Origin of the sequence: Thalassobaculum sp. OXR-137 (genome assembly GCF_034377285.1) — a bacterium.
Classification (GTDB): Bacteria; Pseudomonadota; Alphaproteobacteria; order Thalassobaculales; family Thalassobaculaceae; genus Thalassobaculum.
The window spans coordinates 5,276,599-5,291,734 of the sequence record NZ_CP139715.1; the positions used below are offsets into that span (position 1 = coordinate 5,276,599).

General features: G+C 68.2%; 14 protein-coding genes. 3 read left to right on the plus strand and 11 right to left on the minus strand.

Annotation, left to right across the window (positions count from 1 at the left end; translation table 11 throughout):
- Positions 1-4: 4 nt before the first annotated feature.
- Complete coding sequence (locus T8K17_RS24430; RefSeq protein ID WP_322332328.1) at positions 5-1,381, minus strand: FAD-binding oxidoreductase; 1,377 nt, start codon at positions 1,379-1,381, stop codon at positions 5-7.
- Positions 1,382-1,531: 150 nt separating this feature from the next.
- Here T8K17_RS24430 and T8K17_RS24435 point away from each other — a divergent pair, with 150 nt between their 5' ends.
- Entirely contained in the window at positions 1,532-2,770 is a 1,239-nt protein-coding gene (locus T8K17_RS24435) for an MFS transporter (protein ID WP_322332329.1), read from the plus strand.
- On the opposite strand, the gene T8K17_RS24440 is transcribed toward T8K17_RS24435, so the two are convergent.
- Both T8K17_RS24440 and T8K17_RS24445 read right to left on the minus strand, forming a co-directional pair.
- Positions 2,764-3,726: a DUF3179 domain-containing protein gene (locus T8K17_RS24440; RefSeq protein ID WP_322332330.1), complete on the minus strand. Its 963-nt coding sequence runs from the start codon at positions 3,724-3,726 to the stop codon at positions 2,764-2,766. The two genes, T8K17_RS24435 and T8K17_RS24440, sit on opposite strands and share 7 nt — an antisense overlap.
- A gap of 81 nt (positions 3,727-3,807) precedes the next feature.
- Complete coding sequence (locus T8K17_RS24445; RefSeq protein ID WP_322332331.1) at positions 3,808-4,083, minus strand: hypothetical protein; 276 nt, start codon at positions 4,081-4,083, stop codon at positions 3,808-3,810.
- Positions 4,084-4,376: 293 nt separating this feature from the next.
- Between T8K17_RS24445 and T8K17_RS24450 the strand changes: the two genes are divergently transcribed.
- Positions 4,377-4,802 (plus strand): hypothetical protein, encoded by a 426-nt coding sequence (locus T8K17_RS24450; RefSeq protein ID WP_322332332.1) that lies wholly within the window; start codon positions 4,377-4,379, stop codon positions 4,800-4,802.
- 81 nt (positions 4,803-4,883) lie between these two features.
- Here T8K17_RS24450 and T8K17_RS24455 read toward each other — a convergent pair whose 3' ends face one another.
- From T8K17_RS24455 to T8K17_RS24470, 4 genes are all read right to left on the minus strand, one after another.
- A complete protein-coding gene (locus T8K17_RS24455; protein ID WP_322332333.1) occupies positions 4,884-5,372 on the minus strand; it encodes a thermonuclease family protein in 489 nt (162 codons plus the stop codon).
- A 107-nt stretch (positions 5,373-5,479) separates the two neighbouring features.
- Entirely contained in the window at positions 5,480-6,310 is an 831-nt protein-coding gene (locus tag T8K17_RS24460) for an aldo/keto reductase (RefSeq protein ID WP_322332334.1), read from the minus strand.
- Positions 6,311-6,312: 2 nt separating this feature from the next.
- Complete coding sequence (locus tag T8K17_RS24465) at positions 6,313-7,062, minus strand: enoyl-CoA hydratase/isomerase family protein (protein ID WP_322332335.1); 750 nt, start codon at positions 7,060-7,062, stop codon at positions 6,313-6,315.
- On the minus strand, positions 7,059-8,126 hold the full coding sequence (locus tag T8K17_RS24470; RefSeq protein ID WP_322332336.1) for an isocitrate/isopropylmalate dehydrogenase family protein: 1,068 nt from the start codon (positions 8,124-8,126) through the stop codon (positions 7,059-7,061). Before T8K17_RS24470 ends, T8K17_RS24465 begins: the two co-directional genes overlap by 4 nt.
- 199 nt (positions 8,127-8,325) lie before the next feature.
- Here T8K17_RS24470 and T8K17_RS24475 point away from each other — a divergent pair, with 199 nt between their 5' ends.
- Positions 8,326-10,236 carry a PhoX family phosphatase gene (locus tag T8K17_RS24475; protein ID WP_322332337.1) on the plus strand — a complete coding sequence of 637 codons (1,911 nt, stop codon included), beginning with the start codon at positions 8,326-8,328 and terminating at the stop codon, positions 10,234-10,236.
- 54 nt (positions 10,237-10,290) lie between these two features.
- On the opposite strand, the gene T8K17_RS24480 is transcribed toward T8K17_RS24475, so the two are convergent.
- From T8K17_RS24480 to T8K17_RS24495, 4 genes are read right to left on the minus strand one after another with little or no spacing between them, the layout of a single operon-like run.
- Positions 10,291-11,145: an alpha/beta fold hydrolase gene (locus T8K17_RS24480; RefSeq protein ID WP_322332338.1), complete on the minus strand. Its 855-nt coding sequence runs from the start codon at positions 11,143-11,145 to the stop codon at positions 10,291-10,293.
- 31 nt (positions 11,146-11,176) lie between these two features.
- On the minus strand, positions 11,177-12,415 hold the full coding sequence (locus T8K17_RS24485) for an MFS transporter (RefSeq protein ID WP_322332339.1): 1,239 nt from the start codon (positions 12,413-12,415) through the stop codon (positions 11,177-11,179).
- Positions 12,416-12,425: 10 nt separating this feature from the next.
- Positions 12,426-13,814: an aspartate aminotransferase family protein gene (locus T8K17_RS24490; RefSeq protein WP_322332340.1), complete on the minus strand. Its 1,389-nt coding sequence runs from the start codon at positions 13,812-13,814 to the stop codon at positions 12,426-12,428.
- A gap of 35 nt (positions 13,815-13,849) precedes the next feature.
- Positions 13,850-14,965 (minus strand): LLM class flavin-dependent oxidoreductase, encoded by a 1,116-nt coding sequence (locus tag T8K17_RS24495; protein WP_322332341.1) that lies wholly within the window; start codon positions 14,963-14,965, stop codon positions 13,850-13,852.
- Between the last annotated feature and the right edge of the window lie 171 nt (positions 14,966-15,136).

Consider the following 15,136-nt stretch of genomic DNA (forward strand, 5'->3'; position numbering starts at 1 on the left):
CTGGCTACTTCGCGCGCTTGAGTTCCAGGCGGTCGGTGCGGCGGTTCCACGGTAGCCAGACGGAAAACGCCATGGAGGCCAGTGCCGGGAAGGCCACGGGATCGGCCTTGGTGATGGGAATCGGCAGTCCCTCGTTCGAGCCGCCGGCGAGCCACAGGGCGATCCGGCGGCCGAGCGCCGTCGTCATCGCCATGCCCCGGCCGTTGCAGGCGATGGCCGACCAGCCCTGGTCGCCCTCGCCGGAGCCCAGCGTCATCAGCCGCGGCATGAAGTCCCGCGCCGCCGCCAGCCGCCCCTGCCAGGCATAGGCGGATTGCATCGGCGGCAGTTGCGGCAGCATCTCGCTCAACCGGGCCAGATGATAGACCTGCGCCCGCTCGGCCGACCCGAAGGGCGAGGCCAGCAGGCCGCCGGTGACGATCCGGTTGTCCCAGGTCCAGCGATAGGCGATCAGCTCCTTGCGGGTATCGGCGGATGCCCGGTCGTTCGGCAGCACGGCCTCGCGCAGAGCGGGATCCAGCGGCTGGGTCGCCATCTGGAACAGGGTGATCGGGAACTGGGTGGCCTCGGCCTGGGGGGCCAGGCCGCCGCCGGTGGAGTTCGTGGTCAGCAGCAGCCGCTTGGCGATCACCGTGCCGCCATCGGTCGACACCCGCCAGCGGTCGCCCTGACGCTCGATCTTGCGAGCGCGGGAGCCGGTAAACAGGGTCGCGCCGGCCGTCACCGCCGCGGCGGCCAGACCGCGGCAATAGGCCAGCGGGTTCAGATGCCCGCCGGTCGGGTCGAGGAAGGCGCCGTGATAAACGTCGCTGCCGGTCTCGTAGACCGCCTCGTCGCGGGACAGGGCCCGCACCGGCCGGCCGAGCTTCTGCCATTGGACCACCCGGTCCTCCAGCCAGGCCCGCTTCTCCGGGGTATGGATCGGCTGGATCCAACCGCTCTGCCGCGCTTCGCAGTCGATGCCGTGGCGCCGGATCAGCTCGAACACCAGCTCGCCGCCCTGACCGATCATGTCGCAGACTTGGCGGCCGTATTCCGGGCCGAGCGCGTTCGCCATCACCGTCGGGTCGAGCCCGGTGAGCAGGTTCGGCACCACGAAGCCGGTGTTGCGCCCCGACGCCCCAAAGCCGGGTTCGTCCGCTTCCAGCACGGCCACCTCGACCCCGGCCTCCGCCAGATGCAGCGCCGTGGAGAAGCCCAGATAGCCGCCGCCGACGACCGCGACATCGGTCTCCACCTCCCCGTCCAGCGGACCACTTTGCGGAGCGGCGGGTGCGGTGGCGTGCCAGAACGACGACTGGAACGACACCGACGGATGCGGGGCCGCGGCAAGCCGCTCGAACAGGGTGGGGCGATAGCCCTCATGCGCGATCTTCGTCATGGCCTCGATGCTAGATCGGGACGGGCCGGCGCGGAATGGCCTATCGGCGCGATCTGGCCCTCCTGCGTGAGACGACCGAAGCATTCGGCATTTTCGCTTTTGCGTGAATTGCACTACCCGAGCGGTGATTGCCGCTGTTTAGTGCCCTTCATGGCCCAGACCACCGCGACCCCATCCGAGAACAAGCCGAAACTGCGCGATCTTCTGGTCGTGGTGTTCTTCACCACGATGGTGATGACCCTCGCCAGCATGTCGGTGCTCTGGATCCCCGCGATCGCCCCGGCGGTGGCCGCCGATCTCGGCATCTCCCCCTCCCTGGTCGGCTACCAGTTCACCCTGGCTTATATCGGCGCGATGACATCGAGCCTGCTGGTCGGCGGCTTCGTCCAGCGCTTCGGCGCCTGGCGGACCAGTCAATGCAGCCTCGGCATGCTGGCGATCGGACACCTTATCCTGATGAGCGGGCATCTGGAGCTGATGGTGGTCGGCTCGATCGCCACCGGTTTCGGCTACGGCATGATGAACCCGCCGGCCATGGACCTGCTGAACCGGGTGGTCACGCCGTCCAACCGCAACCTGGTCTTCTCTGTCCGCTTCACCGGCGTGCCCCTGGGCGGGGTCCTGGCCAGCCTGGTGGCGCCGTCCCTCACCCTGGCGGTCGGCTGGCAGCCGACCATGATGGTCGTGGGCGCCTTGGGTCTGGTGCTGTTCGCCGCCATGCAGCCGCTGCGCGCCCGGTTCGACGCCAACCGGCAGCGCGAAGCCTCGGTGATCCGCGATCCGTTCTCCGGGCTGAAGCTCATCCTGCGGTCCCGCGCGCTGCGGTTCTTCGCCTTCACCGGCCTGTGCTTCGCCGCCGTCCAGCTCTCGCTCATGTCCTTCGCCGTCACGTTGCTGGTGGACGAGGTGGGGTGGACCCTGGTGAGTGCCGGCGTGGCCCTGTCCTGCGTCCAGGTCGCCGGCGTGATCGGCCGCGTGAGTTGGGGCGTGATCGCCGACCGGCTGCGTTCCAGCACCGCGGTCCTGATCATCATCGGCAGCGCCATGGCCGTGGCCAGCCTCACCGCCTCGCAGATCGAGGCCGCCTGGCCGCAGATCGCCGTCTTCGCGTTCTTCTTCGTCTTCGGTCTGGTCGCCGTCGGCTGGAACGGCGTCTTCGCCAGCGAGGCCGCCCGGCTGAGCCCGCCGGGATCCATCGGCCACGCGACCGGCGGAGTGCTGTTCATCACCTTCTCCGGCGTCCTGTTCGGGCCGGTGGTGTTCTCGATGCTGTTCCAGGTCACCGGCAGCTATTCGGCGACCTTCCTCGCCTCGGCGGCGTTGGCCGCCCTCGGCGTGGCGTTCCTCGGCGTCTCCCGCCGGGCCGCGCGCAGCGACGCCGCTCAGTAGACGATCTTGCCGTCCGGCCGGAAGGCGTGGAACACGAAGGCGAAGGTGATCTCGTGGGTCACGTCGGTGCCGTCGCGGGTGACGACCACATTGCCGATATCGCGTCCCTCGGCGATCTTTCGGGTGTCCAGTGCCGAGTTCTGACCGGGCTCCCACGTGATCATCAGATCGCCGTCGCTCCACCAGCCCTTCTCGCGTAGCATGGCGAGGCTCCAGGCCATGTCGCCGATCACTACGACCCGCGCCATCGGGTCCAGCCCCTTCGGCATGTCGCCGTCATAGAGGAACGGCACCGGCATGGTGTCGTAGCCCTTGTAGGGGTTGATGCCGTAGGGCCGGGCCTCGGGGTCGTTGGGGATCAGCACCTTGCCGCCGGCATGGCGTTCGGCGAAGCGCTCCGCACTCTCCAGGCGCGCCGGGACCGAGCGGAGCTGTTCACCGGTCATCGCGCCGACGATCCCCTCGCCGGTATACTGCTGCCACCAGCTTTCGGTCTGCCGGTCGTACATGATCAGCCCGGAATTGCGGATGTTGCCGGTGGTGCCGAAATCGAGCGGTCGCCCCTCCACCCGCCGGTCGAACACGATGGCGGTATTGCACAGCGGGCAGTAGGTGACCGCCACCGGAACGCCGCCGACCGTGTCGTTGACGATCTCGTGCCAGATCAGGATGCGCAGCGGATACGCGCGGGCGTCGCCGGCGATGGCGACGGAGACGACGGGCTCGGTCGGCGCCACCCCGGCGAACCCGGTGGTGACGTCGGCGAAGACCGGCCGGTCGATCGGGGGGATGTCGTCCCGGCCCGGTCCACCGGACGCGATCTCGTTCAGCGGCACCGAATGCTGTGAGAAGTCGGTCCTCGGCCACGCCTTCTCCCAGGCGTTTCCGGCCAGGGCGGCTGTCGAGAACATCAACAGGGCGGCAAGCAGCGACAGTAAGATGCGCGGGTCAGACATGGCCGAACAATGCGTCACCCGATGCCTTCAACGGAAATCACGAACCGGGGAAATCGCGTGTGCGGCCATGGTGGCCCCGGATCAGCCGGTGCCGAGCTTGGACGACCGGGAGCGGATGTTGGACAGGCGGGGATCGGGCGGCAGGTCGGTGACCGGATCGTCAATATCCCCGAACTGGCGGAAGAGTTCGGCCGATTCGATGGCGGTGGAGTGCACCTTGCGGGTCTCGCGCGGGTTCAGCATACCGAACGCCTTGCCCGCATGCCGGCGGTCGATGTCGGCCAGCGTGTTGGCGGCTTTGACGACCGCTGCATGCACGAACCCGGTACCGACGGTGCGATCGACTGCGTCGGCCAATATCTCCAAAGCTTTGCGATCCGAATCTGGCTTCGCCATGCGCCACCCAGAGGCGTCCATTAAAGACGCTCATCATCACCAACCGTAAATCAGAGTTAATGATTCGACCGAGTCGCGCAAGTGAATTTGATTTTAATGATTCCCTATTTATCGTTAACCGGCCGCGTCTATTTGTGAACCGAAAGCGCCCATCGATCGGGCGCCCAGGGTCGCCGCGATTGCCGGGGCGCGCGGGCTCCGCTAGCGTGATGCGCGGTCCCGGTCGAGGGGCGGCCCAGCCAGGGAGTGCGGCGATGAAATTCCTGATCCCGCTCGTTGTCTTCGCCGGGCTGATCGCGCTTGCCGTCCGCATGACGCTGCGGCAGGTCCGCCTCGACCCGTTTGCCGCGGCGGACGGCTCGCCGGCAGCGACGGGGATCGTCGCCGCAGCCGACCAGAACGGCAAATTCCACCAGATCACCGACGGGTTGGAGGAAATGCGCCGGACCTGGCATCCGGTGCGCTTTCCCTCCGGGCGGGATTCCCGGTCCGGCGGCTTTCCCGAAGAGAAGGCCTACGCGGACCAGAACATGATCCTGCGCCGCGACTGGTGTGCCGACCATTGCGAGGAGCCGTGGCGGGTCGAGGTGGTGCGCGGGTCGGCGCCGATCTTCTGGTTCCAGTCGCCGCGCGACGCCAGCGCTTTCACCTATGCCTGGTTCCCGTTCAAATGCTCCTAGAGCACATCACGATCAGATGGACACATCTGATCGCGTGAATATGCTCTCTCTTGAATAGGTTGGAGCGGCGGCGCCCGACGGCTATTGGTTCTGCTTGCGCCACTCGGCCGGGTGCTCGAATTTGAGACCCCAGATCCCGACCTTCTCGCTCTTCGCCATCTTCTCGAGCGGAGCGTAGTCCGGGCGCTCCTCCGGAAGAGCGACCGCCCACCCGGTGCGCACCATGCGGGTGTTCAGGTTCATATCGCCGGAATAGCAGGTGCCGACCATCCGGCCGTCCTCGTCAGCACCTTCCTTGACGCAGACCACGTCGTTGCGGCCGACCAACTCGCGCAGCGCGTCCATCGCCTGAATGCCGCACTGATAGGGCCGGCCGAACTCGTTCTCGCAGTATTGATCCACTTCCGGCGCATCGATCCCCGACAGGCGGACGGTGTCGCGCCCGATCGACAGGGTATCGCCCGACGTCACGCTTGGCCGCCCCTTGATCTGCTGCGCCTGAACGGCGAAGGGCGTTGCAACCAGTCCGATGGCCAGTACGGCGGCGGTCGTCATCAGGCGTCTGCGCATATGTCCAACTCTCGATTTCTTCGAAGGGTCGTAAAACTGCGCGCAGTCTACATGAGATCCGGCGTCTGTCCGATACCCGGATTGATCGTCCGGTTAACCGGGCAGGGTCAGAGGATCTCCAGGTGCTTCTTCGCCTTCGGCGGCGGAAAAGCCGCATCGAGGGCCGCCAGGTCGTCCGCGTCGAGCGCGACATCCAACGCGGCCGCGTTGGCGCGCACATGCTCCGGCCGCGCCGCCTTGGGAATGGCGATCACGCCGTCGCGCCGCAGCACCCAGGCAAGAGCAATGGTCAGGTCGGACACGCCGTGCTTCTGGGCGACCGGCTGCAGCGCCTTGTGACCGCCGAGCCGACCCTGCTCCAGCGGCGAGTAGGCCATGACCGGCATGCCCTTGCGGTCGCACCAGGGCAGCAGGTCGAATTCCGGGCCGCGGCGGGTGAGGTTGTAGAGGATCTGGTTGGTGGCACAGGCCCCGTTCCCGGCGTCATGCACGTCCTCCATCTCGCCGGTGTCGAAATTGCTGACGCCCCAATGGCGGATCTTGCCCTCGCGCTGGAGCTGTTCGAAGGCGCCGAACGTCTCCTCCAGCGGCGAGGAGCCGGGCCAGTGCAGCAGGTAGAGGTCGATGGTCTCGATCCCCATGCGCCGCAGGCTGGTCTCGCAGGCCTCGACCGTCCCGGTATGGTCGGCGTTGTAGGGCAGGACCTTGGAGACGATGAACAGCCCGTCGCGCCGGCCGGCGATGGCGTCGCCCACCACCTCCTCCGAGCCGCCCGAGGCATACATCTCGGCGGTGTCGATCAGGGTCATGCCGAGATCGATGCCGAGGCGGAGCGCATCGGCCTCCGCTTTCCTGTCGGAGCCGCGCTCGCCCATATGCCAGGTGCCGAGCCCCAGGGCCGGGACGCTCTCGCCGCCCGGCAATGTCACCATCTTCATCATTACCTCCCTCGTGCGTCGCGGGCGCGCTTGACCTCCTCCTGGTACTGCCGGACCCGATCCTTGAGGCCCGGCCGCGCGGCGGAGGCGACGAGCGCCGCCATGTCCCGCGCCCGTCCGTCTTCCAGGGTGAGGTCCGCCACCCGTGCCAGGATGCCGCTTTCCAGGCGCGTCGCCATGGCTCCATAGGCCTCGATCTCGCCGGCAACCGCATCCTCGTCGATCACCGCATCGATCAGGCCGAGCGCCAGCGCCTCGTCCTGATCGAGACGGCGGCCGCCGGCGACGATCTCCAGCGCCTTGTCCGAGCCGACCCGTCCGGCCAGCCGCCGGGTGCCGAGCGCGATGCCGAAGCCGGCGCCCGGAAAGGCGAAGCGTCCGCTGCCCACGACGATCCGGCGCCGGCAGGCGGCGACCAGATCGGCGCCGGCACCCATCGCCGCCCCGCGCACCACCGCCAGGGTCGGCACCGGCGCGTGATACACCGCCTGCAGCAGCGTCTCGATCCGCACCAGCCGCAGCAGCAGGTCGCCGTCGCTCAGCGCGTCCAGGTCGCTGAGATCGAAACCGGCGCAGAAATGCTTGCCCTCGCCCGCCAGGACGATCAGGCGCACGCCGTCAGCGGGTGCGGCCTCTACCGCCGTCAGCAGCGCCTCGACGATATCCGGGCCCAGCGCGTTGCTGCGCTCCGCCCGGTTCAGGGACAGCCGCAGGACGGCGCCGTCCCTGGTCGACAGAACCGGATCGCTCACCCTACTGCTCCGAGCGCGTCGGCGATCGCCTTGCCGGCCTCCTTGGTCGAGGCGGTACCGCCGAGATCGACGGTCCGGCCGGCCGGCTTGGCGACCGCGGTATCCACCGCCTCTTCCAGCGCCATGGCCGCGCGCAGGGCCGTGTCGTCGCCGGTGTTGCGGGCGATCCAGCCGATCAGCATGGCGGTCGACAGCACCAGGGAGGTCGGGTTGGCAATGCCTTTGCCGGCGATGTCGGGCGCGGTGCCGTGGGCCGCCTGGGCGATGGCGTATTTGTCGCCGGCGTTCAGCGAGCCGGCGACGCCGAGCCCGCCCGCCAGTTCCGACGCCTGGTTCGACAGGATGTCGCCGAACATGTTGGTGGTGCAGATCACGTCGAACCGCTCCGGCTCGCGCACCAGCAGCGAGGCCATGGCGTCGACCAGCACCTCTTCCACCTCCAGCCCGCCCTCATCCAGGGCCGCCGCCTTCACCGCGTTTCGGAACAGGCCGTCGGACAGCTTCAGCACGTTGGACTTGGTGACGATGGTCAGCTTCTTGCGTCGCCCCGCCGCCAGCGCCGCCGCGGTCCGGCCGATCCGCTCGGAGCCCTGGCGGGTGATCTTGCGCACGGCCAGCGCCAGATCTGGGGTCGGCATGAACTCGCCGGAGCCGATATGCATGGTGCGGTCGGCATAGAAGCCTTCCGTGTTCTCCCGCGTGATCACCAGATCCATGGACTTCGCCAGGGACGGCACGCCGGCGCGGGTGCGCGAGGGACGGATATTGGCGTAGAGGTCGAGCCGCTTGCGGAACTCGGCCGAAGGGTTCAGCCCGCCTTCGGCCGGCGGCGGATAGGCGGCCGTGTCCACTGGCCCGAGGATCACGCCGTCCACCGCGGTGGACCGGGCGAAGGTCTCGTCGCTGACGGTAATGCCGTCCTGCTTGAGGCCTTCCTGCCCGACCCGGCCCATCTCGATCTCGAGCCCCAGACGGAAGACCGTTTCCAGCCGGTCCAGCACGCTCGCGACAACGTCCGAGATCTCGGGACCGATCCCGTCGCCGGGCAACATCAGCAGCTTCATCGTGTCTCCCCAAGGCGCCGCGGCGCGCGGCGGCCGAATTCGTAATCCTGTAAGGCCGGCGCAACGAAACCGTCACGGACCGCCGGTATCCAGTGCGGCGACAAAGACGCGCGACCAGACGCGTCTCGCTTCGACACCGGCCCGGACCATCCCGGTCCTGCAGGCAGGCCGCCGTTACCGGCCTTAGGGAGACATACCCATGGATCACACGCAAGATACCGATCGCTCCGCCGCCGCCGATCGCCTCAGCTTCGACGACTGGGACGAGCTGCAGTCGCCGCCGCCGGCCACCACCGATTTCGACGCCGTGGTCGAGCGCGCCATGTCGCGCCGCGGCTTCCTGGGCGGCCTCGCCCTGATGGGCGGTGCGGCCTTCCTGATGGGCACGTCGGCCCTCACCCCGGCCCGCGCCGCCTCGCGTCTCGGCTTCGAGCCGGTGGCCGCGAATACCCTCGACACCGTCACCGTGCCGAAGGGCTACCGCTGGCAGGTCCTGACCGCCTGGGGCGATCCGCTGTGGTCCGACGCCGCCGCCTTCGATCCGCAGACCCGCGGCACCGGCGCCAGCCAGGAGCGGGCCTTCGGCGACAACAATGACGGCATGGCGCTGTTCACCGACGGCGCACGCAGCATCCTCGCGGTGAACAACGAATACACCAACCTGGAGCACACCTACGGCAACCGTCCCGACGGCAAGCCGGTCGATGCCGACGACGTGCGCAAGGGCAAGGCGGCCCATGGCGTCTCGATCTTCGAGGTGAAAGAGGCCGATGGTGGATGGAGCGTCGTCAAGGACAGCCCGTTCAACCGCCGCATCACCGCCGACACGCCGATGGAGATCACCGGCCCGGCCCGCGGTCACGACCTGCTGAAGACCGCCGCCGATCCCGAAGGCACCACCGCGCTCGGCACCTGGAACAACTGCGGCAACGGCCGCACGCCCTGGGGCACCTATCTGACCTGCGAGGAGAACTTCAACGGCTACTTCTCCTCCTCCGATCCCGAGTACAAGCCGAGCAAGGAGCTCGCCCGCTACGGCGTGAAGACCGAGGACTGGGGCTATGCCTGGGCCATGGCCGACGCGCGGTTCGACATCTCCAAGAACCCGAACGAGCCGAACCGCAACGGCTACATCGTCGAGATCGACCCGTTCGACCCGACCGCCACTCCGAAGAAGCGCACCGCCCTCGGCCGCTTCAAGCATGAGAACGCCGAGCTGGTGATCGACCGTTCCGGCCACGCGGTCGTCTATATGGGCGACGATGAGCGCGGCGAGTTCCTTTACAAGTTCGTCTCCGACGGCACCTACACGCTGGGCGGCGACAATTCCGGTCTGCTGGAGTCCGGCTCCCTGTTCGTCGCGAAATTCAACGACGACGGCACCGGCGAGTGGCTGGCCCTGACGCCGCAGACCACCGGCATGGCGTCGCAGGCGGAGATCTCCATCCACACCCGCCAGGCCGCCTCGGCGGTGGGTGCGACCACGATGGACCGGCCGGAATGGGTCTCGGCCAATCCGAAGAAGGCCGAAGTCTACTGCTGCCTGACCAACAACAAGAACCGCGGCGTGAAGCCGAATGCCGGCGGCGACGCGACCCCGGCCAACGGTCCGAACCCGCGCGAGAAGAACAACTACGGCCAGATCGTCCGCTGGATGCCGGAGGGCGGGGACCACACCGCCGCCGGTTTCACCTGGAACCTGTTCGTGCTGGCCGGCAACCCGACCGTCCATAAGGACGCCTACGCCGGCTCGGCCAACGTGACCGCCGACAACATGTTCAACTCGCCCGACGGCCTCGCCTTCGACAGCACCGGCCTGCTCTGGATCCAGACGGACGGCAGCTACAAGAACGAGGGCGACTTCGCCGGCATGGGCAACAACCAGATGCTGATCGGCGATCCGGAGACCGGCGAGATCCGCCGCTTCCTGGTCGGCCCGAAGGAGTGCGAGATCACCGGCATCACCTGGAGCGCCGACCGCCGCACGGTCTTCGTCGGCGTCCAGCATCCGGGCGAGAAGGGTGGCAGCAGCTTCCCCGGCGGAGAGGGCTCGGTCCCACGCTCCTGCGTCATCGCCATCAAGCGCGAGGATGGCGGCCTGATCGGCTGATCCGAACGGACACCGCAAACGACAGGGGCGGCTCTCGAGCCGCCCTTGTTGCGTTCAGGTCCGGCCGATGACGTCGAGCGCCACCGGGTTGAACCAGTCAGCGTCCTCGTATTGCACCCAGTGGCCCACACCGTCGCGCATGACGATGCCGGCCTCGGGCTGGATTGCCTTCAGGGCGGCATGGCGCGGTTCGAAGAAGCCGACCGCGGTGACGTCCTCGCTGCCCCAGATCAGGTTGATCCGCCCCTTGATCAGCGGGAACGTCCGGGCCAGCCGGTCGCTCAGCGAGATCGGGCGCGAGCGGATGCGGTTGCGCGCCATGTTGACCTCCTGGATGTGGTCGGCGAGCGCGTCGATCTTGCCCTCGTCGGCGAACATCAGGATGCCGAGATTGTGCCGGCGCAGGCGGGTCTGCTCCTCTTCCGGCATGTCGGGCGTGATGCGGATCATCTGTCGGGTCGCCGGCCCCCGGTCGCCCATCCCGGCGGCCCCGACGCCGGTATAGCTCAGCACCCGATCGCCCAGGGTCGAGGCGACCACGCCGCCGATGATCGAGCCGAAGGAGAAGCACATCATCCGCAGCGGGTCGTCGCCCGGCACCACCTGGCGCACGCCGTCGGCCACAATGGCGGCCAGGCTGTCGGCATCGTAGGGATGGTCCGGGTCGTCGCTGTCGCCCTGCCCCGGCATGTCGGCGGCGATGACCCGGTAGTGCTGCGCCAGGAACTCGACATTGCGGACCCAGTGGTTCCACGACCCGAAGCCGCCATGCAGCAGGATCAGCGGTTCCCCCTGCCCCCATTCGCGCCACACCATGCTGCCGGATCCGCAGGGGGTGCGGATCACGCGGGACAGGGCTTCGATACGGGCGAGTTCGGCGGCGGGATCTGCCGCAGGAGAGCTGTTCATGGGCCGATCGAAGCGAGACCGGAGACGGAAGTCAACGCCTCAACTCCGGTACGAAGAAGACCAGCAGCGCCATCGCCGCCAGCCCCTCCAGCGAGATCACCGTCAGCGCCATGGACCCGCCCAGCCAGTCGGCCAGCCAGCCCACATGCAACACGCCGAGGGGCCCGGCGCCGATGCAGACCGACAGGATGCCCATCAGCCGGGAGCGGATCTCCGGCGGGGCTTCGGAGAACATGATCGCACTCTGCATGGAGGCGAATCCGGAGATCCCGACCCCGCCTACGACCAGAACCGCCAGGGCGACCCCATAGTCAGTCTGCAGAGAGAACAAGAAGACGCAGAAGATGAACAGGCACGACCCCAACAGATAGATCCGCCGGAACCGCTCCGGTGCGGCGAGGAAGGCGACGGTCATCGCCCCGGCGAAGGCGCCCGCTCCCTCGACCGAGAGCATCAGCCCGGTCCAGACCGCATCGGCGCCGAAGGTCTCCTTGCCGACCACCGGGATCATGGCGGCGTAGGGGAAGGCGAAGAGATTGACGATCACGGTCACGCCGAGATGGCCGACCAGGGCGCGGGAGCGGCGCAGATAGGCGAAGCCGTCGCGGATCTCCGAGAACAGCGCGAAGGGCCGCGGCTCCTTCGCCGCCGGGCGGTAGACGACCAGCACCGCCAAGAGCACCGAGATTGCGAAGATCGTGCCGGAAACAGTGAAAATTCCCTGCATTCCGATGGTGGCGTAGAGCCCGCCGCCGGCGATCGGCCCGACCATGCGGGTGGCGTTGTTCGACGCGCTGTCCATGGCCATCGCCGCCCCCAGCCGCGCGGTCCCGACCGACTCGCCCAGGATGGTGCGGCGCACCGGGAAATCCGTCGACCAGCCGAGCCCCGACAGAAAGGCACCGATCCCGACCTGCCACAGGGTCAGCGTCCCGGCCCAGGCGGACAGCGCCAGCAGGCCGGCCGTCGCCGCCATCAGCGACAGCGAGCCGATCAGCAGCAGCTTGCGGTCGAGCCGGTCGGCGATGACCCCGGTGACCGAGCCGAACAGGGCCATCGGCGCCATCCGCAGCATGGTCATCACGGCAGTCATCACCGCCGACCCGGTCTCCGCATAGGCCCACACGCCGACCGCCAGCATTTCCAGCCAGCGCATCGCGCCCATCAGCACGCCGATGGTCCAGAGCTTTCGGAAGGTGGGGTCGGCGATGAGGGACAGCGGACCGGACGCCCGGCCGGCCCCATCGCCGCTCCCGGAGGCGAGGGTCATCTAGGCGCCATCAGATCTGGCCGGCGCGGCGCAGCATGTCGATGGAGGCGGACAGCGCCTCGGCGGCCCGTTCAACCTCGGCCGTGCCGTGGGTGGCGGAGACCAGACCGCCGCAGGCCGGGTTGAGGTCGACGCCGTTCACCAGCATCGCCAGACGCAGCAGGCGTATCAGCTCCTTGGGCCGGTCCTTCATCGCCACCGACGGCAGCGCCAGCGGATCGAAGGCGAACGGATCCGCCACGGGGTGGCCGTCCTGGACGAACAGGTGGAAGATCGAGAAGTCGCCGTAGACCGCCCAGGGCACGCCCTTGTCGGCGATCACCCGGTTCAGCGCCGCGCGCAGGGCGGCACCGGTCTCGTTCGCCTTCGCACAGGCATCGCCCTCGGCGATGATCGTCAGCGCGGCGGTGCCGGCGGCGGCGGAGACCGGGTTGGCGTTGAAGGTGCCGGGATGGCCGATCTTGTCGCGGCCCTTCGCGGCGGCGGCGTCGAAATCCAGGGCGTCCAGGATATCCTGGCGGCCGCCGATGGCGCCGCCCGGCATGCCGCCGGCCAGGATCTTCGCCCAGGAGGTCAGATCGGGGGTGATCCCGAAAGCCTCCGTCGCCCCACCGGGTGCCACGCGGAAGCCGGTGACCACCTCGTCCAGGATCAGCAGCACACCGTGCTTTTCCGTCTCCTCGCGCAGCATCGCCAGGAAGCCGGGCGCCAGCGGCGTGTAGCCGGTGCTGCCGCCGATCGGCTCGATGATCGCGGCGGCGATGTCCTTGTCCTCGGCCAGAACCCGCTTGAGCTGCTCCGGCTCGTTGGGATCGACCAGCACCACCGCATTGGTGACGCCGCCCAGCACGCCGGGGGTCGAACGCCCGTCGAAATGCGAGGCGACCCCGTGGGTCATGTGGTCATGCCAGCCGTGGAAATGGGTGCGGAAGCGGATGATCTTGTTCCTGCCGGTGAAGTCGCGGGCGAGCCGCAGCCCCATCAGGGTCGCCTCGGTCCCCGACGAGGTGAAGCGCACCCGCTCCACCGCCGGATAGAGCCGTTTTACCGCCTTGGCCCAGGCGATCTCCCGGCGCTGGCCGGCGGCGAACTGGGTGCTTTCGGCGACCGCCTCCTGGGTGGCAGCCGTCACCCGCGGATCGGCATGACCGAGCAGCAGCGCCCCGTGACCGCCGAAGAAGTCGACATAGTCGTTGCCGTCCACATCCCATTTGATCGGCCCGGACGCCCTGTCGACATAGAGGCCGTAGGGCTTCAGGTACCGGGCGTCGTGGGTGATCCCGCTGGGGAACAGCTCGCGCGCCTCGGCTGCCAGGGCCGCCGAACCCGGCGTCTTCTCGCGATAGGCGGCTTCGATCGGCGAGTTGGTGAGACGCTCTTCGGCGGCACTGTCGGGCATGGGAGATCCTGTTCGGTCGGTTTACTCGGTGGTGGCTACTCGGCGGCGGCCGACATCCGTTTGTCGGCCATATAGGCGGAGAGTTTCGGCCAGACGCTCTCGGCCAGGGTGGTGAAGGACCGGCGCCACAGGGGCAGCGCACCCTCCATGTCGTGGCCGGTCAGCATGAGGGTGCCGAAATCGCCGACCTGATCGCGGAAGGCGATCAGCCGGTCGAGCACGGTGGAGGCGGTGCCGGCGATCACCAGGTCCTTGGCCTTGACCATGGCTTCGGCCTTGGCGGCAGCCCAGTCGATATCGGTGTTGAAATCCCCGCCCGCGAGTTTCCCCTGGGCGTTCAGGTAGGTGTAGTACCAGGTGAAGGTGCCCTCGGGATCGTCAAGGATCTCCTGCGCCTCGGCATCGCTGTCGGTGATCAGCACGCTGCGGCCGACCCGCCAGACCGATGGGTCCGGCCGGCGTCCCGCCTGCTCGGCCCCGGCGACATAGGACGGCCAGTGGGTGGCGATGTCGGCGGCCGGGACGAAGTTCCCGGACAGCAGACACCAGCCGCGCTGGCCGGCGAAATTCGCGGTCATCGAATTGGCGCCGCGCACCGATACCGCGATCGGCGGATGCGGCTGCTGGTAGGGCCTGATGAAGCGGCCGATGCCCATCTCCGGCAGGATCCGGTCGGTCAGCGAGGTCCGGACGTGCTCGCCCTCGTGGGTGAAGGGCGGGTCCTCGGTCCAGATCTTCATGATCAGGTCGATGGACTCGATCATCGCCATGGCGCGCTTGCGGCCGTCGAGATTGCCGAACACCTCCCAGTCGCTCGACAGCCCGCCGGAACCGATGCCGAACAGGAAGCGGCCCTTGGAGAGATGGTCGAACAGGGCCGCGTGGCAGGCGACCACCACCGGATGCTGCTGCGGCAGGGAGACGACGCCGGTACCGAACTTGATCTGTTTGGTCTCGGCGATCAGCGAGGCGTTGAAGATCAGCGGCGAGGGGATCGGCTCGCCGGTGGAGGTGTAGTGCTCGCCCATCCAGGCCTCGGAGAAGCCGAGCCGGTCGCCCAGCAGGACGAGCTCGCGGTTCTCCTCGATCACGGTGGTCAGATCGCGCGCCGGCGGGTGCAGCGGCATCATGAACAGGCCGAGATTGACCATCGACGGTTCTCCCTGAGCGAAGCGACCTCTTCTTCGGGTCGGTTGAGCGGATCTCCGAACGGTAGCATCCGCCTCGGGGGCGGCGGAAGTTGGGGAATCTCGGAGGGACCTTCAGCCTCCTCCCACTCCCCGGACTTATTCCGGGGCAAGGCCCGATGCCGTGCCGAGGCT

Bases quoted from the DNA above. Each gene is read 5' to 3' on its own strand.
- T8K17_RS24495 (WP_322332341.1), bottom strand. From the start codon at position 14,965: ATGGTCAATCTCGGCCTGTTCATGATGCCGCTGCACCCGCCGGCGCGC.
- T8K17_RS24490 (WP_322332340.1), bottom strand. From the start codon at position 13,814: ATGCCCGACAGTGCCGCCGAAGAGCGTCTCACCAACTCGCCGATCGAA.
- T8K17_RS24460 (WP_322332334.1), bottom strand. From the start codon at position 6,310: ATGAAGATGGTGACATTGCCGGGCGGCGAGAGCGTCCCGGCCCTGGGG.
- T8K17_RS24440 (WP_322332330.1), bottom strand. From the start codon at position 3,726: ATGTCTGACCCGCGCATCTTACTGTCGCTGCTTGCCGCCCTGTTGATG.
- T8K17_RS24450 (WP_322332332.1), top strand. From the start codon at position 4,377: ATGAAATTCCTGATCCCGCTCGTTGTCTTCGCCGGGCTGATCGCGCTT.
- T8K17_RS24430 (WP_322332328.1), bottom strand. From the start codon at position 1,381: ATGACGAAGATCGCGCATGAGGGCTATCGCCCCACCCTGTTCGAGCGG.
- T8K17_RS24435 (WP_322332329.1), top strand. From the start codon at position 1,532: ATGGCCCAGACCACCGCGACCCCATCCGAGAACAAGCCGAAACTGCGC.
- T8K17_RS24485 (WP_322332339.1), bottom strand. From the start codon at position 12,415: ATGACCCTCGCCTCCGGGAGCGGCGATGGGGCCGGCCGGGCGTCCGGT.
- T8K17_RS24475 (WP_322332337.1), top strand. From the start codon at position 8,326: ATGGATCACACGCAAGATACCGATCGCTCCGCCGCCGCCGATCGCCTC.
- T8K17_RS24470 (WP_322332336.1), bottom strand. From the start codon at position 8,126: ATGAAGCTGCTGATGTTGCCCGGCGACGGGATCGGTCCCGAGATCTCG.
- T8K17_RS24455 (WP_322332333.1), bottom strand. From the start codon at position 5,372: ATGCGCAGACGCCTGATGACGACCGCCGCCGTACTGGCCATCGGACTG.
- T8K17_RS24480 (WP_322332338.1), bottom strand. From the start codon at position 11,145: ATGAACAGCTCTCCTGCGGCAGATCCCGCCGCCGAACTCGCCCGTATC.